This is a genomic window from Uliginosibacterium aquaticum, assembly GCF_012972705.2.
Taxonomy (GTDB): Bacteria; Pseudomonadota; Gammaproteobacteria; order Burkholderiales; family Rhodocyclaceae; genus Uliginosibacterium; species Uliginosibacterium aquaticum.
The window spans coordinates 1,302,191-1,319,739 of record NZ_JABCSC020000001.1 but is presented as its reverse complement, the minus strand read 5'-3'; the positions used below and the strand labels follow the sequence as shown (position 1 = coordinate 1,319,739).

The following is a 17,549-nucleotide window of genomic DNA, read 5'->3' as shown; positions in this document are numbered from 1 at the left end:
CACAGGTAGTCGCGCCAATGCAGTACAGCCTCCTGCCGATGCGGCGCGAAAACCACGGAAGTCATATGCGGGCCTGCCGTCTGCACGGCTGTGCCTCCTTGATGAGGCCATTCATAGGTATGGATCACTGCTGGCTGAGCGCGCCGACGGCTCAGCCGCAGCCACCTGCCGGCATTGCCCTTCTGAGCTACCTGTTCCTGGACTCGGAAACCGGGCTGCGCAGCCGTGACGCCAGCGGAAATTCGACTGTTATTCAGCCCGGTGGCGCGCGCTGGCTGGCGGCAGACCGCACTTACATGCGTGAGAGTTCACCCGCCCAGGCAGGCAGGACGGTTCATGTGCTGCACATATACCTGGAGCAGACCGTCACGTGCCACTCTATTGCACTTGATCTTGAGGCACATGAGGTGCCGGTGTTGGAACTACCGGGCAAACGCATCCGGCTCGTACTGGGGAAACACGGGAAGCTTCGCTCTCCGCTCGCCCCACCGACGGCCTCAAGCGTGCTCGATGTAACTCTTGATCCGGACGAAGAGTTCACTATGCCGATTTCGGCGGGTGCGACAGCATTTGTCATCCCGGTATTTGGCTGCATTGAGATAAATAACGAGCGCTTCAGCTCATCCGAAATGCAGATCCCCGTTTATCTAGGTAGCTCCGCACAACAGCAGCTCACCCTCCGTGCATCAGGAGCTCGCGCAAAATTCATGTTGGTCGCGGGAGGCTGCTAAGGGACACATTGCAGACCGAGCCGGCCTACTAGTCGAATGACCGTTCTGGCCGAAAAGCAGGTGTTGTACTACGCGCATCGGCAAGCGCAATAGCAAGGATTCTCTCTTGGATGTTCTGCCATAGTTCTGGCAGAGCATGCTTCCGTTGGCTCTTAAAGGGGGATCAAAACCGCAAGCTTTGGCCTAAACGCATTCATCTGATGGTCGATTGGGCAGACTACTGCGAGAAAGTCGTTACCAACAACGTCATAGTGCTCAAACAAGGGACGAATTAAGCGCGAAGCCATGCAGGAAACTAGGCCTACAGCCACGGGCTATGATTGTTCGTGCACCACTAAACCAGATAGCATCAAGACAGTTTCAACTTCGTCATGCAGCGAGCTACCGCTGCGCCCTCCGCATGTTTGGCACGCAGCCCCCCTCAGAATCAACGCCAGGACTATCCCGCCTCGACGTGCCGCAGGATGTCTCTGACCTCGTACAGATTTTTCTGCTTGATCTGGATATTGCATCTCGCCATCTCGAGCAAGCACTGCCGTTTCTGACCCTACAGGAGCATCAGTATCTGGAACGATTCAGGCACAGTGCGGACCAACAACGTTTCGCTCTTAGCCGGGCCTGTCTGAAACAACTGCTGGGGGCCCACCTGGATATCACGCCAGAAGCCATACGCCTGCAGAGTGCTTCGCACGGCAAGCCCGAGCTGGCGCCAGGAAGCGGGGCCGGTAAAGTACATTTCAATGTCTCGCATGCCTCGCGCTACGCGCTCCTAGCGATCTCCGAGCAAGGCCCGCTAGGCATAGACATCGAGCAGCAGGACCCTAACCGCCCGCTTGATGCACTGGCCCTGCAGTTGCTTTCGCCAGGCGAACGCGCCCGCCACACACCATCGTTGAGCGCACCGGATTTCTATCGCTACTGGACCGCCAAGGAGGCCATCTGCAAGGCGCTCGGCTGGGGAATCGGGGAGCATCTCGTGCACTTCAGCATCACCCCTGCCCCAACCGCTTCAGCACGCATTCATGTGAGCCATCTCGGTCAGCCGCTGGAGGCTTGCGGTCTGTGGCCGCTGGCGGTGCCCGCAGGCTACGCCGCCGCGCTATGCCTGTGGCGCGGCCCCTTGCTGCCCGCCCCTGCGCTCTAAGCTCCCAGCGTCGCTCCGCCGTCGATGAGCAGATCATGCATGGTGATATGGCGCGCCTGTGGCGATGCAAGGAAGCACACCCCCTCAGCAATATCCTGCGGCGTCGCGATGCGCCCCAGAGGGATCCCCACACGGTAGCGCTCCGGGGCGCCGCGCAAGACCGTTTCGACATGCTCCGATGTGGGCGCAAAGGCGCGTTGCATGGGGGTATCGGTAGAGCCCGGCGACACTGTGTTGCAGCGGATGCCGTGCGGTGCAAGCTCCAGTGCCAGGCAACGCATGAGGTGGGCGGTAGCAGCCTTCGAGGCGGCATACGCCGCCATCCCCAGACGCGGAACATGCGCAGCATTGGAGCCCACCGTCACGATGGTGCCGCTGCTTCGTGCGAGCATGTGGCGACTCACTGCGCGGCACAGGCGGAACACCGCTGTGGTATTGATGGCGAAGCTATCCTCCCATGCCTCATCGCTGAGCTCCGTGGTATCCCCAGCATGTAGCACGCCGGCCACGTTGACCAGCAGGTCGATACGACCAAAGTGCGCCTGAACCGTCGCCACCGCCGCCTCAATCGCCCCTGCGTCATGCAGGTCCAGCGCGCGTATCAGTACATCGGCGCCGAGTTGCCGCAAAGCGCTTGCCTGCCTCTGCAGCCCCTCCTCATCGCGATCCAGCAACACCAGATGCGCACCGCGCTGCGCCAACGCCTCTGCCACCGCAGCGCCAATCCCCTGTGCGGCACCGGTGACCAGTGCCACCTGCCCACTGAAATCCTGATGACTCATGCCTGCTCCAGTCTGGCCGCCAGCACGCGGCCGATATGCGCCAGCGGCAAAGGCCGGCTCATGCCGTTATGGGTGGAGGCGATATCCACCTTGTCGATTTCCCCTTGTACATAGGCCTGCCATAGTCGCCAGTCCGGCGCATCGAGCGCCCGCTGGGCTGCGAGGAAGAACAACACTTCACCAACAAAAACAGGGTGGCGAAGCTGGCGATACAACAGCATCGATTCAATGCTCATCTGCGCCAGATGCGCCAGCCTGCCCTCCCCTGCCACGGCCAGGCTGCTGCCGGGCCTGGCAAGGCGAGCACGCATTTCATCGACCTCCAGCGGGCGGCCATCTGGCGCCACGGCGGCATCCCCAATCACGTCAAGCAGCGTAATGAGTGCATCGCGTTCGCTGGGTGGCGGCTTGCCCGCCCAGATGTCGCTGGGATAGGCATCCATCATCGCCAGCAAGCTGACCTGTTCGCCCGCTGCCTGCAGCCTGGCGGCCAGCGCATGCGCAATGCCACCACCCGAAGACCAGCCTAGAAAGTGATACGGGCCATGCGGCTGAACACTGCGTACGCAGGCCAGATAAGCCGTCAGCGCCTGAGAGATGTCTGGCGCCTGTGGGCCGCTGAGGCTGGCCGCCTGCAGACCATAGATCGGCATCCGACGCAGATGGGCAGCCAGGCCCATGTAACACCAGGAGAGCCCCTCGGCCGGATGGATGCAGAACAACGCAGGCCCCTCGCCGGGCTGCAAACACAACAGTGGAGCGAAGGGATCCTGTCGCGCCGGTGGTTCATGCCCCACCGGAAAATCCAGCGCTGCCGCCAGCGCTGCCACACCGGGATGACGGAACAGACTGGAGACAGGTACCTCACGCTGCAAGGCAATGCCAAGCCGGTTGGCAACCTGGATAGCCTGCAAGGATTTACCGCCCAGAGCGAAGAAATCACTCTCAAGAGTGATTTCGCTTACACCCAGCACCTCGCGCCACACGGCCATCACGCATTGCTCCAGTGCGTTGCCAGCCCCGGCTGTATCCTCCATCAGCCGGACAGAGGCTGCCGCATCCTGCTCAGCCAGCACACGCAGCGCGGCCCGATCAATCTTGTTGTTGGCATTGCGCGGCAGACAGGAAAGACCGAGGTAGCACCCTGGCACGGCCGGCGCAGGAAGCGTACGCGCAAGCTGCGCCTGCAGATCGGTAGGCCGCAGTCCTCCGCCATCTTCCATGACGATGAAGGCCACCAGGCGCTTGCTGCCCCCGGCCAGCACCTGTCCGAGCACAGCCGCTTCGCGCACCCCTGCACACGCTAGCAGCGCCGTTTCGATCTCGCTGGGATCAATGCGATAGCCGCTGATCTTGAACTCTTCGTCGAGCCGTCCGAGATAGACCAGCGCGCCGTCCTCGCGCAGACGCACGCGGTCTCCCGTGCGGTAGGCACGCGGCGCTCCGGGCAGGCTTTCCAGGCGCACGAATCGCGCCGCCGTCACGGCTTCGCGACCGTAGTAACCACGCGCCAGTGCGCCGCCGATGAGACACAGCTCGCCGCTTTCGCCATGCCGCACCGGCTGCAGCGCCGCATCCACCACTACCGCGCGCAGGCCCGGCAAGGGGGTGCCGATGGGCACCGACTCGCCTTCCCAGTGCAAGGCAGCCGGGCCGGCCAGTTCAGCCGTGGTACAGATCACCGTGGTCTCGGTCGGGCCATAGGTATTGAGCAGCACGCTGGCGGCCGGCGCTTGTGCTCTCCAGCGCAACACCCGCTCAGCCAGAGCGGCTTCACCGCCAATGATGGTCAGGCGCAAGCTGGCAGGCAGCGTGGTCTGCGGGCCCAGGCTGTAGGCGAGCTCATGCCAGAAGGCGGTCGGCAAATCCAGCACGCTGATGCGCTGCGCCTCACAGGCCGCCAGGAAGGCGGGCACGGACTCCAGCATGGCCTCAGTGCGCAGCACAAGACAGGCGCCACTGGAAAGAGTCACGAATATCTCTTCCACGCTGGCATCGAAATGCAGCGGCGCGAATTGAAGCATACGATCGGCTGCACGCATGGCATAGCGCTCGCGTGCACCCGCCACGAAATGCGCCAGAGCTTCACGCGGGATCATCACGCCGTTGGGACGCCCGGTCGTGCCCGAGGTATAGATCATGTAAGCCAGCGCATCGGCAGCCAGCCCCTGTGGCTCGAGCAGGCCCGGTGCGTCAGGGGCGGGTTGCCAGGTATCGAGGAACAAGACAGGCATGCTCGCATTGATCGTTTCGGCATACGCTCGATGAGTCAGGAGCATGGCTGGCTCGGCATCTTCCAGCACCATGGCGATGCGTTCAGTCGGGCTGTCCGGGTCCAGCGGCACATAAGCACCGCCAGCCCATAGGATCGCCAGCAAGGCCACCACAGTCTGCGGCGCACGCGGCAACAACACCGCAACCCGGCTCTCCGGGCCCACGCCACGCCATGCAAGTTCGGCGGCGAGTTGTTGCACTTGGGTCAGCAACTCGCCATAGTCAAGGCGCTGGCCGCAATGCTCGATGGCCGCTGCATCAGGCATCTGCGCAGCGTGAGCACGCAGCGCAGCCAGCACATCCTCCTGCTGCGGAAGTGGCGTGCCATCGACAATGGAGAGTGGAGGCCCGGCCAGCAGGGCGTGCAGCGGTGCCCCCTGCGCAGCCGCGCTCAGCACATCAAGCGCTTCGACAAGCCCTGTTCGCAAGCTCGACAGCAGCGTATCGTCATAGGCCATTGGGTTGGCCTCGCAATCGACGCGCACACCACTCTCATGCGGCACGATGCTGATCGACAGATCCTCCACCGGCCCGGCGGACACCGGAAGCTGGCGCGCCCGCAGCGGGCCGAAAGCTACCGGACGCTCGAAAGGCATCAGATTCACTACCGGGCCGAACAAGGCTTGCGTACGTGCGACGCCATCGCGCTGCGCAGCAAGATCCTGGCGCAAGCATTCATAGCGATAGCGCTGATGCGGACGCACGGCGCGTAGTTCGCCTGCCACGCGCGCAGCCAGCGCCGCCATGCCTTGCTGGTGATCGATCTGCAGGCGCAAGGCCACGATATTCATGGCCATGCAGGGCACGCTCAGCGCCTGAGAACCCAGGCGCGTCATGACTGGTACCCCCAATGTCACCTCGCTTGCCTGGGTATTGCGCGCCAGCCAAGCGGCTATCGCGGCCAGCAGCCAGGCAGCCCAGTCCACACCGCAGACCCGGGCGGCAGCCTGCCACTGTGCCAGCTGTGCTGACGACAGCTCACCGCGCAGGCGACGCACACCGCGCGCCAGCGGCGCAGCCGGTGCCAAGGTGACCGGTGGCGCGGCATCCCGGAGACGCTCCAGCCAGAACGCGCGATCAACCCCCGCAACTGCTTGCTGATAGACCTGCGTTTCTTGCAGCACCGCCGCCAGACGCGCGCGGGGTGGGTCTGCCTCAGGCGAAGCAGCGCCACCGACCCATATTGAATACAAGGCTGCAACTCGGCGCAGCAGCAAGGCATAGCCGTAGCCATCCAGCGCTACGTGATGCACGCGCAGCACCCACAGGTGGCGCGTCGGGCCAAGGCGCAGCAATGCCGTTGCGAACAGAGGCCCCTGCTCCAGACCCGGCACAGTTTGCAGATCATCCTGCAGCCAGCTCCAGGCCGCCTCCCAGGCCGCCTCCGGAGAGGCGGCCCCGCCGCTATCGAGCAGCACATGTCGCAAAGCCCAATGCGCCGGCGTGCGGATCTGCCACACCTCGCCAGCCTCGGCCACATAGCGCATGTGCAATGCCTCGCAATCGGAAATGGCCTGTGTCAGCGCCTGTCCGAAGGCCGCAAGATCCAGCGCGCCCTGCAGTTCAACGGCCTCTGCTGTCCAGTATGCAGGGCTCAGTGGATCAAGCTGCTGCCCCAGCCAGATCCCCAGCTGCGCAGGGCTGAGCGGCAAACGCGCATCGATCGCCTCACTGACGCCCACCTCAGCGGCTCCCGGGCAGCAGGGTCCACCAATGCGCAATGCTTGGCTGCTCAGCCAGCTGCACGAAGCTGAGCTGCGCCCCAGCACGCTTCCAGCGCTCCAGCAAAGTCATCAGGCGGATCGAATCAAGACCTGCATCGAGCAGATTGTCTTCCGGTGCCAGCTCGGCTTGGGGCATCTCCAGCAGCTTCGCCACTTCGGCGTGCAGTGCATCAATGCTGGCTGGCAGGCTCGTACCGAGCGCAGCAAGCACCTGCTCGGTGCTCCACACGCTGCCAGCGCGTTGAGCGACATAGTCCAGCGCCTGCGCATGGCGCTCGGGTCCGAAATCGGCCAGCGCATCGCCAACCAGGATGGGCTGGATGTCACGCATGAAAGCATCTACGCACGTGACCTGGCAGCCGATATGGGCATACACGCCACACACGATCAGCTGATCGCGACCTTGCGCGCGCAGGCGCTCGAGCAGGTCGCTGCGCACGAAGGCACTGTAGCGCCACTTGTCGAGCACCGTGTGATGCGCGTGCGGTGCTAGCTCGGCAATGATCGGCGCCCCCTCCGGCCTGGCCGGCAGGCCAGGCCCCCAGAACTCGTTGAGCAGGGCCCGATCCGCAGCGGGCTGTACGGCTGGCTGCGCGGTGTAGAAGACAGGAATGCCGGCTGCATCACAGCTCTCGCGCAAGCGCAGGGCGTTGGCGACCAGTTGCGGAATCGGCGCGGCCGTCGTGTCGTAGAAATCGAGAAAATACTGCTGCATGTCATGGATCAGCAGCGCTGCGCGCTTGGGCTCGGCATGCCACTGGACGCGATTGGCAGGGAAATCAGCCACAGCTGGCATGGCGTAGGTCGCAATACGGGGAATGGCCATCGGGCGCTCTCGTGTGTGTGAATAGAAATGGATGAAAGACTTCAGCCAGCCCGGGCAGCAGACAGCTTCTGCGCCACCTGTTCGCGCAGGGCGCGTTTGTCGATCTTGCCAACGCCGGTCTTGGGAAAATGCGTCACGAATTCGATGCGATCCGGCAACTTGAATTGCGCCAAGCCGCGCTCGCGCATGAAGCGCGCTATCTCCATGGCGCGGGGAATCTCGCCACGCGGCACGATGAAGGCGCAGCTGCGCTCGCCAAGATAGGCATCAGGCATCGCCACCACGGCGGCATCGAGCACGGCCGGATGAGCCAGCAAGTGGTTCTCCACCTCCTCGGCCGCCACCTTGTCCCCACCCCGGTTGATCTGATCCTTGCCGCGTCCCTCAACGACCAGATAACCGCCGGGCAGGCGGCGCACGATATCCCCGGTGCGATAGAAACCGTCGGCGGTGAAGGCACGGGCATTGTGAACATCGGCACGGAAGTAACCGCGGATGGTGTAGGGCCCGCGCGTAAGAAGATGACCCGCCTCGCCGTCAGGCAAATCCCGGTCATCGTCGTCGACCACGCGCACTTCGTCGTCAGGTGAGATGGCGCGGCCCTGCGTGCCGATCACCAGAGCATCTTCGTCATCGTCGCGGGTGTAATTGACCAGGCCTTCGGCCATGCCGAACACCTGTTGCAGGTGACAGCCCAGGACGGGCAGAACCCGCCGCGCCGCCTCATCGCTGAGCCGCGAGCCCCCAACCTGCAGCAGGCGCAGACTGCTCAGCTCGCCACGCCGTGTGGCGGCAGCCTCCATCCACACCAGCGCCAGCGGCGGCACCAGTGAAGTAATCGTGACGCCTTCACGTTCAATCAGCGGGAATGCCGTGTCCGGGCTGGCGTCCGGCGCCAGCACGACACAACCGCCGGCATGCAGCACTCCCAGAATGCCAGGGGAACTCATCGGAAAATTGTGCGCCACCGGCAGCGCGCACAGATAGGTGCTTTCAGCATCGAGCGCGCAGATTTCTGCACTGGCCCGCACGCTGTAGTAATAGTCGTCATGGGTGCGCGGGATCAGCTTGGGCCGTCCTGTGCTGCCGCCGGAGAGCTGAAGGAAGGCCAGCCCGTCGGCCGCCGGTGCGGGCAGCGCAACCGGCTCGGCATCCAGCGCCACGAAGGACGTAAATTCTTCCGCCTCACCGACCACGATGATGTGTGTCAGCGCTGCCTTGTCACCCAGTTCGGCGCACACTTCGCGCGCCAGCGAACGATAGTCGAAGCCACCATGGCGGTCTGCCACGATCAGTGCTCTGGCCTCAGTGAAGCTGCAGAAATAGGCGATCTCACTGCGTCGATGCGCGGGCAAGGCGAAGACTGGCAGCGCACCGAGGCGGAACAGTGCGAACACTGCCAGTACGAATTCGGCGACATTGGGCAGTTGCAGCACCACTTTGTCTCCAGCAGCAAGCCCCAGGCGCACTAGGCCGGCCGCAACGCGATCCACCTGCGCATCAAGCTCGGCATGAGTCCACCGCCGTGCACCGCAGACCAGCGCCGTGCGCGGGCCATGGCGCCGTGCGCTATCGCGCAACAATTGGTCCAGCGGCTCCCCACGCCAGTAGCCAGCTTCCCGATAGCGCGCCGCGAACTCGGCTGGCCAGGGGGTGAAATCAGCGCCTTCCGCTGCGGATGAGCCACTCATGCCCGTGCCTCCAGTGTTGTCCCGAGCGTCAGCCCCATAGCACCCAGCATGGTGCGCAGCTTGGCCGCCGTTTCGGCAAGCTCGAGAGCCGGATCGGAACCCTCCACAATGCCTGCCCCGGCATACAGGGTGGCGGCATGCGCGCTGACTTCGGCGCAACGTATCGTCACAGCCCATTCACCATCACCAAGCACGTTGCACCAGCCGACTAGGCCGGTGAAAAAACCACGTTCAAAGCCCTCGCTCTCGCAGATGAAATCGCGCGCTACGTCACGCGGATATCCGCACACTGCGGGTGTCGGATGCAATGCCAGCGCCAATTCCAGCGAGCTGGTGGAGAGATCGCGCAGCTCACCGCACACTTCGCTGGAGAGATGCCACATGGTCGGCGTCGCCACCAATGAAGGCGAGGCTGGCACCACCAGTTCATGACAGTAGGGTCTCAAAGCAGCGGCAACCGCATCAACAACCAGCGCATGCTCATGCAGATCCTTGGCCGAACGCAACAAGCCCTGAGCACGACGTTCGTCCTCCTCCGCATCATTGCTGCGCGGAATCGAGCCCGCCAGCGGATTCGAGATCACATGGCCTCCCCTGCGTGCCAGCAGCAGTTCCGGACTGGCGCCCACCAGACTACGCGCCCCGCCCTCAGTTGCTTCCGGCAAGGGCACAGCATAGGTGTAGCCACGCGGATTCCGACTGGCCAGCGCACGCAGCAGGCTCGGCAGTTGCAACTCTGCCTGGACGCGCAAGGCGCGAGAGAGAACAACCTTCTGAAGTTTCCCAGCAGCGATCTGCGTCAGCGCATCCGTTACGTTCTGCTCGTAACGTGCCTCGCTCGGCAGGCTCTCGGCCCAGACCTCGACGCTGCTGCGCGGGCTCAGTTCAGCGGCAAGCATCTGACGTCCCCCACCCGCCAGCTCGAAATGCTGCGGCACGAAAAGATAGGGCGGAGCCTCGGGCAGAAACGGAATGGCACCGACCAGAAGGCCAGCATGCCCCGCCTGACTGGCTTCCCGCAGGAAGCCCATGGCACGGATGGCAAGATCCCCCGCTTCACCAATCGGAAGGCACGCAGCCACACCGTGGGCCAGCAGGGTCTGGCCCGGCGAGGCAAACATGCAAGCCTCGCTGCCGTAGTGATTGAACAAGGCCTGTGGCCCGGTAGGAGCGGGAAACTCCTGCGCGTCCAGCTCCCGGTACGGATAGTTCATACACCCTCCTGAGAATCACGGGCGCTTCGCACCCCACCACTCACTCAAAGGGCATACGTCATAAATGCATACCCCGTTCAACCAGCAAGGTTATGCTAACGTTAACTGATAACTATTCGCAATCGTATTTAAGGCCATTAGCATCAAGACTTAGATCAACCCAATGGAGCCCCCAAAGCATTAACAACATCCCAGCAAGAACGCCCCGCCCACTCCCGACAGAGACCATGACAAATACACACCAAGCACTGCCCCCTCACCGCCTGCTGCTGCTCATCGGCGCCCTGCAATGCATATACGTCCTCGACTTCATGCTGGTCCTGCCACTCGGTCCGGATCTAGCTGCCGCACTCGGCTTCCAGGCCAATCAGGTAGCCTGGCTGACAGCGGCCTACACCACGGCTTCGCTGCTCGCCGGCCTCGCAGCCATGACCCGCCTCGATCGCTTCGATCGTCGCCACGCCCTGCTTGCGAGCCTGACCGGACTGACTACCGCCCTGCTGGCCTGCGCTGCCTCACAGAGTTTCGTCACCCTACTGATCGCGCGCACCGCCGCCGGCCTCTTCGCCGCTCCGGCCATTGCCAGCGGCATGACCATCCTGATCGATAACACACCACCACCGCAGCGCGGCAGCGCCATCGCCCGGGTCATGGGCGGTTTCGCGCTGGCCACCATTGCCGGCATTCCGCTATCACTAGAGCTGTCCGCGCGCCTCGGCTGGCAAGCCCCTTTCCTGTGTATCGCCGGCTTGGCACTGGCGCTATGCTTGAGTGCAGCAGGCCTGCTGCCCGCGCAGCGCGCCCACCTTGCCGGCCCTGCCCGCCCCGCTCCGCTGCGCTTACTCATGCGCCCTGCAGTACGCGCAGCCAGCCTGCTGCAGGGGATCAACCAGTTCACAGCCTTCCTCGTGATTCCGAACTTCGCAGCCTTCTACCTGCTCAATCTCAACTTCCCGCGTGGGCGCCTCGGCCTGCTCTACCTTGGCGGGGGCGTGGTGGCCCTGATCACCATGCAACTGGCCGGGCACGCTTGCGACCGGCGTGGCCCACGCCTGCCGATCATCCTGGCCAGCCTGGCCTTCAGCCTTGGTCTGCTGCCCTTCTTTGACGTGATGGCACTGCCCGCCACGCTATGTTTCATTCTGTTCATGGCCGGCAATGCGGCGCGCAATGTAAGCCTCGCTGCCACATTGAGCCTGATCCCCGCCCCACCGGAACGAGCCGGCTTCATGGCCTTGCTGAAACTCGTGCAGGATCTCGGCGTGGCGCTGGCCTCCGGTTTCGCCGCACTAGTCCTTGGCAACACCGGCGGCCCACTCAAGCACACCGCCGAACTCGCCTCGCTGACACTCTTCGGTGCCCTGCTGGTGCCCATCCTGCTTGGGCGCCTGCAGCGGCACCGTAGCGTGGAAGCAGCCAGAGCCCCGCTGGCGGCATCGGCATCACACCAGTCCTGAAGAAAGCTGCCATGAGAAATCAGCCTCATGGCAGCGCCTCCGCGCTGGCGCCCATCCCTTGTGGTAACAAAGCATCCAGCCCCTGCTGCGCCGGTAGCACAGCAAGCTGTCGCAGCCAGCCGAGCAAATCCTCATGCAGGGCCTGCAGACGCCCTTCGTCGTAGGCGGCCGGGTTGGCCTCGGTACGCAACTGCCATTCGGCATTCAGCACAAAGACACTGATATTGAGATCCTTTACCGGCCCGGCAGTGACCGGATGGATCGTGGCCTGCAGCCCCGTGAAGGGCGCACTACGGTCAAACGGCAGCAGGTTCACGGCCTGATTGAACAGGTGCTTGCCCTGCGCCATGAGGCCCAGGTCCATCCGGATCCAGCCATAGCGGTAGTAGAGATGCGGCCGGATGCTGCGCATGCGCTGTGCGATCTGCCGGCTCAGTACCAACATGCTGGGTGCATCACCCAGCACCAGACTCATCGGCAGGATATTCATGGCCATGCAGGGCACACCGAGGGCTGGGGTGCCAAGGCGGTTCATCACCGGCATGCCGAAAGTAAGTGAGCGCTGGCCAGAGTGGCGCGCCAGCCACAAGCCGATGGCAGCTAGCATCCAGCTCCCCCAATCCTGCCCGCAGGCTTGCGCGGCAGCACGCAAGGCGTCGAGTTCGGCTCCGCTAAGGCGCGTGGCGCAGCGGCGAACCTCATCACAGAAATTCTGCGCCGGATCGATGCGCGCCGGTGGCGGTACATCCATCAGATGGGTGCTCCAGAAAGCCTGGTCGCGAAGGAACTGACCCGTTTCGCGATAGACTTGTTCGGCCTGCAAGACCTTACCCAGTGACCAATCCGGCAACGCGGCGAGTACCTCCCCCCGGACACGAGCGCTGTAGCGCTCGGCCACGCTCTGGCACAGCAGGCTATAGCCGAATCCGTCCAGCGCAATGTGATGCACCTGGAGATACCACAGGTGCTGGGCCTCACCCAGGCGCAACAGCACCGTGCGATACAACACATCGCGCGATGGATCGCACAGCACGGCCAGGGATTGCTTCATCCAGGCCTGTGCAGCAGCCTGCGGGTCGGCTTCCGCGCCGAAGTCATGCACAGCGAGCGGTGGGCAAGCTGCTACCCGTGGCCATTGCCACAGGCCCTGCTCATCAGCCTCAAATCGCATATGCAGGCTTGCGCAGTGGTTCAGCACCTCGACCACCGTGGCGGACAGCGCTGACTGATCCAGCAGGCCGCGCAATTCGATAACCTCCGCCGTGAGATAGGCCGGGCTTTCGGGCGACATCTGCTGTGCCACCCAGATGCCGTACTGGGCGGATGTGGTGGGAAGGCGCTGGGCGGTGGCAGTCATGGCGTGATCCATTCAGGGCGCAAAGGCAAACTCGACGACGCGCCTCGCACCATGCATGAGCATGTCATGGTGATCATGACCGGGCACGATCATCGCGTCGAACTGCAGCGCAGGCAGTTCAGCTGCGCGCAGCAACGCGGCGACGGCCTCGGCGTTATCGACCATGGCACGCACCTGCAAGCGCTTCTTCGTCTCCTCGGAAGCAAAGCTCGCTGGATATTGCTCATCGCGCCCCACCGTCAGCATCAGACGCGTGGGCTGCGTCAGACTCAGGGTCTTCAGGCGTGCCGGAAAATGCTTCAACAGATGACCTTCGCCGAACCACACCGAAGGGCTGGCGGCCCAGTAACGCTGAAAGTGTTGCGGCTGGGTGCTGAGTGTCTGCAGGGCAAACAAGCCGCCATAGGAAAAGCCGAACAGAGTATGGCGCTGCGCATCGAGGGGAAAATGACGTGCCAACAGCGGACGCAGCTCCAGAACGAGAAACTGGAGGAAAGCCGCTTCACCACCATGCCGTGCCGACAACAGATCGCCGGTGCGGGTACCCGCCGGCAAGGCCGGCGTGTAATCGAGCGCACGACCATTCACATCCATGGCGTCGCCACTGGCATAGCCGACACCGACGATGAGGCCGGCCGGCTCATGACCTATTTTCTCGCGCCAGGCCGCGTTATCGCTCGGCAACAGCGGACGCGGGCGTACGAACTCCATGATCGGCACGCTGGCAAGACCATCAAGTGCCCACAGCACCGGATAGCCTTCCGCCGGAGCAGCCGCGTGAGGCAGCCCCAGCACGATGCGGTAACGCTGGCCGGTATATTTCGAATCGAGTTCAAAGCTCAGGCTGCGTGGCAACTGCGCTGCTTGCCAGCTGACCGGCACAGGCTCCAGCGCAGCCGACACCGGGTTCAACACAATGAGGCCACACATGATTACCGCAAGACGAAAAAGGAAAGCCACAACACCTCCACACCACAAGAACACCATTGATTCCATGCGCGCGGCCGGAGCGCGCCTATTTGCCGGTCACTCATCCCGCCGCTACAGGCACCGCACCGGCAGCCCACGCCAGTTCCAGATCCGGCCGACGCTCCATGCGCCGCACGTGATCGAGCAAGATGTACTGCATGCGTCCAATCGCCTGCTCATCCTCACCCTCAATCAGAATCAGCAGGCTCTCCGCCCCCGCCCGCATCGAGCAGCGGCCGGGCTGAAAGTCCACTTCGCCACGCTCAGCACTGAACTCGGCCGGCACCTTGTGGCGAAAGTGCTTGCACAGTTTGAGGATCAACCGGCCGGGCTGAGAACAGGGATAGCTCGCTTGCAGGTAGATCACGCGATAGCTCCGAAGGAAGGGTTTGGACAGGCACGATCGATGTAGACCACCGTCGCGCCTTGGGAACAGGTTTCGACACGCCCCTCCACGCCATAGGCCGCGCGCAATACCCCCGGGGTCATGAACTCGGCCGGCCGGCCCTCTGCCAACACGCGGCCCTCCCCCAGCACCAGCACGCGATCGCAGAAGCGCAACGCTAGATTCAGATCATGCAGGGCCAGCACAGCGATCAAGCCATGGCTGCGCGCCATCTCGCGCACCGCACCGAGCAACTCCAGTTGCCAGCGTGGGTCGAGCGCACTGGTCGGCTCATCGAGTAGCAAGAGTTGTGGTTCGCGCACGATCAGTTGCGCCAGACCCACCATCTGGCGTTGGCCGCCAGACAGCACGTTCATGCGCTGCATGGCCAGCGCTTGCAAACCAAGGCGCTCAAACAGCTGCTCACCAAGCCGATCGGCCTCGCGGCGCGAGATCCCGGGGCGCGTAGCGCGCAGCGCTGCCTGCACCGTCTCCCAGGCATACAAGGATGCCGCACTAGGCAGGCTCTGCGGCAGGTAACCGAGCAGGCGGCGACGCTCCAAGGCATCTAGCGACAGTAGATTGGCCTCTCCCAGAGTAGCCCTCCCCCCCTGAGCCGGCAGCAGGCCGGCCAGCGTGCGCAGCAGTGTGGACTTGCCGGCCGCATTGGCACCGACCAGCGCCAGCAGGCTGCCCGGCGCGAGTGTCGGCAGATCAAGGGCGTGAATGACGCGGTGCTTGCGATAGCCAGCGTCCAGCGCATGAATCGTCAGCCCACTCACAAGGCCCTCCGCTGCAACAGGATCAAGCCAATGAAAAGCGGCACGCCAACCATTGCAGTGACGATGCCCACCGGCACGATCAGACCGGGAATGATGGATTTGCTTGCGATAGAAGCCAGTGACAGTACCAGCGCACCGGCCAGCGCCGCACCGGGCAGGAAATGACGCTGTTCCTGGCCTAGCACCAGACGCGCCAGATGCGGAGCCACCAGCCCCACGAATCCGATCGTCCCCACCAGCGACACCGCCACCCCAGCCAGCAAGCTGGCACGCAGCAAGGTATGCAGACGCAGGCGGCCCACATCGATCCCCAGCGCCCGAGCTTGCTCCTCGCCGGCACACAAAGCAGTCAGCACCCAGGCCTGACGCAATGCCCACAGCAGACACAGCACCAATACGCCCGATAACAGCGCCAGCTTGTGCCAGTCTGCCCGCGCCAGCGAACCCATACGCCAGAAAACCACTTGTTGCAGGGCACCAGCCTCGGCCACGAACTGCACCAGCGACACCAGAGCCTCTAGCGCAAAGGAAAACGTGATCCCCAGCAACACCATAGCCCCAGCGCCACCACCAAAAAAACGCCCGAGGGCCTGCACCAACAGGGCACAGGTCATGGCCGCGACGAAGGCACCGGTGGACACCGCGTACTGCTCGATGGCGTCCGGCAGCAACGGATCGAAAACCAGCACCAGGGCCGCACCGAGGGTGGCAGCAGCACTGACGCCAAGGGTCATCGGGCTGGCTAGTGGGTTATCCAATGCAGTCTGGAATTCAGCGCCGGCGAGCCCCAGTGCCGCGCCCGCCAGCAACGCCATCAGGGCAAAGGGAAGGCGGATATCCCACAGGATCACGCGAAGACCGACATCAAGCTGTTCGGATGTTGTCAGCACCAAGCTCAGCTCACGCCAGCCGAGCCCGGCCGGGCCATTGAGCACATCCCAGGCGAGGCTCGCCAGGAGAACCAGAGCACCAACAACCAGTAACATGAAACGCCGCCCGCGCTGGCGGGCATAGTCCGAAGCCAGACTCACTTCACCGACACCCAGTAAGTACCCGTCAGCGGCAGAGGCTGGAAGCGCTCATAGAGTGTGCGCAAGGTAAGCACCGGATCCAGCGTGGCAAAGCGTTGCGGATGGAACCAGCTTGCAAAGGCCTGCACCGCGACCACGTTCAGCGGCGAATCATAAAAATGATGCCAGATGGCATGTGCCCTACCACTACGCACCGCTCTCAAGCCACTGATACCAGGCCTCTTGAGGGACTGCTGCAAGGAGGCACGTGCGGCCTCGGGGGCAGCGCCATCACCCATCAGGATGCGTCGCGAACCGGTAGTAGTGGAGTTGCCCACGGCCGTCGCCACATAAACTTCCGGCTGCTGGCTCAGCAGGTACTCCAGATTCACCTGTCCGACCTCACCCGGCACCAGAGGCCGCGCCAGATTGTCACCCCCCGCCGCATCAACAAAGCGACCCATCATTCCTCCCACCATGGTTTCACAGCACTCTTCACGCAAACCCACGCGGCTCTCCAGGAACACGCGCGGCTTTTGCGTAACGCCCTTGAGCCCTGCCGTTATCTTGGCCAGTTCAGCCTCGTAAAAAGCCACATAGGCAGCCGCTTCCTTCTCACGCCCCAACGCCTCTCCCAGCAACCTCATGCTGCGCGGCGTGTTAAGCAGCGGATCGGAACGGAAATCGATGAACATCACTGCGATACCCGCAGCCTCCAAGCGAGCAATCACACCAGTATCACGCGGTGATGGGCCATGCCCGCCGGAACCGAAGACAACCAGTTGCGGACGCAGTGCTATGGCCTGCTCAACGCTAAAACTATCCACCCCAACAAGACCGACGCGCGCGACTTTCGCTAGCGCGGGGAAACGCTGCAGGTAATGCGCAAAACCATCCGGATCGAGACGTTCGAACTCACCCATCATGCCCACCACGCGCTGCGGCAGAGCTGCGCCTTCCAGCAAACCCAGGGCTATCAGAAAGCGCCCCTCACCGATCACCACGCGTTCAACGCGATCGGGCAACTTCACCGTACGCCCGGCAAGGTCAGTCAATGAGCGCACGGCAAAAGCCGGTGAGCACAGCAACAAAGCCGCCACACTGGCGAGCAACACTCTCAACATTCAACCTCCGGAAAACAATGCAGGACAAGGTCGCAAACAAGGCTTGGGCACCCAGCACCGATGAATCAGAGCCCGACGC

The 17,549-nt window shown here is 63.4% G+C and carries 14 protein-coding genes; 3 read left to right on the top strand and 11 right to left on the bottom strand.

Annotated features, from left to right (window positions below):
• The first annotated feature begins 17 nt into the window (after positions 1 to 17).
• Both HJ583_RS05920 and HJ583_RS05915 read left to right on the top strand, forming a co-directional pair.
• Positions 18 to 731 (top strand): pirin-like C-terminal cupin domain-containing protein, encoded by a 714-nt coding sequence (locus tag HJ583_RS05920; protein WP_170021034.1) that lies wholly within the window; start codon positions 18 to 20, stop codon positions 729 to 731.
• 400 nt (positions 732 to 1,131) lie between these two features.
• Entirely contained in the window at positions 1,132 to 1,875 is a 744-nt protein-coding gene (locus HJ583_RS05915; protein ID WP_170021033.1) for a 4'-phosphopantetheinyl transferase family protein, read from the top strand.
• Here HJ583_RS05915 and HJ583_RS05910 read toward each other — a convergent pair.
• From HJ583_RS05910 to HJ583_RS05890, 5 genes are read right to left on the bottom strand one after another with little or no spacing between them, the layout of a single operon-like run.
• Positions 1,872 to 2,657: a 2,3-dihydro-2,3-dihydroxybenzoate dehydrogenase gene (locus tag HJ583_RS05910; RefSeq protein WP_170021032.1), complete on the bottom strand. Its 786-nt coding sequence runs from the start codon at positions 2,655 to 2,657 to the stop codon at positions 1,872 to 1,874. The two genes, HJ583_RS05915 and HJ583_RS05910, sit on opposite strands and share 4 nt — an antisense overlap.
• Entirely contained in the window at positions 2,654 to 6,613 is a 3,960-nt protein-coding gene (locus HJ583_RS05905) for a non-ribosomal peptide synthetase (RefSeq protein WP_217423271.1), read from the bottom strand. Before HJ583_RS05905 ends, HJ583_RS05910 begins: the two co-directional genes overlap by 4 nt.
• A gap of 1 nt (position 6,614) precedes the next feature.
• On the bottom strand, positions 6,615 to 7,481 hold the full coding sequence (locus HJ583_RS05900; protein ID WP_170021031.1) for an isochorismatase family protein: 867 nt from the start codon (positions 7,479 to 7,481) through the stop codon (positions 6,615 to 6,617).
• Positions 7,482 to 7,522: 41 nt separating this feature from the next.
• Positions 7,523 to 9,172 carry a (2,3-dihydroxybenzoyl)adenylate synthase gene (locus HJ583_RS05895; protein WP_170021030.1) on the bottom strand — a complete coding sequence of 550 codons (1,650 nt, stop codon included), beginning with the start codon at positions 9,170 to 9,172 and terminating at the stop codon, positions 7,523 to 7,525.
• Positions 9,169 to 10,386: an isochorismate synthase gene (locus HJ583_RS05890; RefSeq protein ID WP_170021029.1), complete on the bottom strand. Its 1,218-nt coding sequence runs from the start codon at positions 10,384 to 10,386 to the stop codon at positions 9,169 to 9,171. Before HJ583_RS05890 ends, HJ583_RS05895 begins: the two co-directional genes overlap by 4 nt.
• Before the next feature lie 227 nt (positions 10,387 to 10,613).
• On the opposite strand from HJ583_RS05890, the gene HJ583_RS05885 reads away from it, so the two are divergent.
• Positions 10,614 to 11,843 carry an MFS transporter gene (locus HJ583_RS05885; protein WP_170021028.1) on the top strand — a complete coding sequence of 410 codons (1,230 nt, stop codon included), beginning with the start codon at positions 10,614 to 10,616 and terminating at the stop codon, positions 11,841 to 11,843.
• Between the two features lie 25 nt (positions 11,844 to 11,868).
• Here the strand turns inward: HJ583_RS05885 and HJ583_RS05880 are convergent, their stop codons facing one another.
• The 6 genes from HJ583_RS05880 to HJ583_RS05855 all read right to left on the bottom strand — a co-directional run bounded on the left by HJ583_RS05880 (position 11,869) and on the right by HJ583_RS05855 (position 17,470).
• On the bottom strand, positions 11,869 to 13,200 hold the full coding sequence (locus tag HJ583_RS05880; protein ID WP_170021027.1) for a condensation domain-containing protein: 1,332 nt from the start codon (positions 13,198 to 13,200) through the stop codon (positions 11,869 to 11,871).
• 12 nt (positions 13,201 to 13,212) lie between these two features.
• The gene (locus HJ583_RS05875; RefSeq protein WP_217423270.1) at positions 13,213 to 14,130 is read right to left on the bottom strand and encodes an alpha/beta hydrolase; all 918 of its coding nucleotides are present in this window, start codon (positions 14,128 to 14,130) and stop codon (positions 13,213 to 13,215) included.
• A gap of 100 nt (positions 14,131 to 14,230) precedes the next feature.
• Entirely contained in the window at positions 14,231 to 14,536 is a 306-nt protein-coding gene (locus HJ583_RS05870) for a DUF2218 domain-containing protein (RefSeq protein ID WP_170021025.1), read from the bottom strand.
• On the bottom strand, positions 14,533 to 15,336 hold the full coding sequence (locus tag HJ583_RS05865) for an ABC transporter ATP-binding protein (protein ID WP_170021024.1): 804 nt from the start codon (positions 15,334 to 15,336) through the stop codon (positions 14,533 to 14,535). Before HJ583_RS05865 ends, HJ583_RS05870 begins: the two co-directional genes overlap by 4 nt.
• A complete protein-coding gene (locus HJ583_RS05860) occupies positions 15,333 to 16,367 on the bottom strand; it encodes a FecCD family ABC transporter permease (protein ID WP_217423269.1) in 1,035 nt (344 codons plus the stop codon). Before HJ583_RS05860 ends, HJ583_RS05865 begins: the two co-directional genes overlap by 4 nt.
• The gene (locus HJ583_RS05855; protein WP_170021023.1) at positions 16,364 to 17,470 is read right to left on the bottom strand and encodes an ABC transporter substrate-binding protein; all 1,107 of its coding nucleotides are present in this window, start codon (positions 17,468 to 17,470) and stop codon (positions 16,364 to 16,366) included. Before HJ583_RS05855 ends, HJ583_RS05860 begins: the two co-directional genes overlap by 4 nt.
• Positions 17,471 to 17,549: the final 79 nt, after the last annotated feature.

What these genes read in the sequence shown, in the direction of transcription:
- HJ583_RS05900 (WP_170021031.1), bottom strand. Translation starts at nt 7,481, where the DNA reads ATGGCCATTCCCCGTATTGCGACCTACGCCATGCCAGCTGTGGCTGAT.
- HJ583_RS05885 (WP_170021028.1), top strand. Translation starts at nt 10,614, where the DNA reads ATGACAAATACACACCAAGCACTGCCCCCTCACCGCCTGCTGCTGCTC.
- HJ583_RS05920 (WP_170021034.1), top strand. Translation starts at nt 18, where the DNA reads ATGCAGTACAGCCTCCTGCCGATGCGGCGCGAAAACCACGGAAGTCAT.
- HJ583_RS05910 (WP_170021032.1), bottom strand. Translation starts at nt 2,657, where the DNA reads ATGAGTCATCAGGATTTCAGTGGGCAGGTGGCACTGGTCACCGGTGCC.
- HJ583_RS05855 (WP_170021023.1), bottom strand. Translation starts at nt 17,470, where the DNA reads ATGTTGAGAGTGTTGCTCGCCAGTGTGGCGGCTTTGTTGCTGTGCTCA.
- HJ583_RS05880 (WP_170021027.1), bottom strand. Translation starts at nt 13,200, where the DNA reads ATGACTGCCACCGCCCAGCGCCTTCCCACCACATCCGCCCAGTACGGC.
- HJ583_RS05875 (WP_217423270.1), bottom strand. Translation starts at nt 14,130, where the DNA reads ATGTGTGGCCTCATTGTGTTGAACCCGGTGTCGGCTGCGCTGGAGCCT.
- HJ583_RS05895 (WP_170021030.1), bottom strand. Translation starts at nt 9,172, where the DNA reads ATGAGTGGCTCATCCGCAGCGGAAGGCGCTGATTTCACCCCCTGGCCA.
- HJ583_RS05890 (WP_170021029.1), bottom strand. Translation starts at nt 10,386, where the DNA reads ATGAACTATCCGTACCGGGAGCTGGACGCGCAGGAGTTTCCCGCTCCT.
- HJ583_RS05915 (WP_170021033.1), top strand. Translation starts at nt 1,132, where the DNA reads ATGTTTGGCACGCAGCCCCCCTCAGAATCAACGCCAGGACTATCCCGC.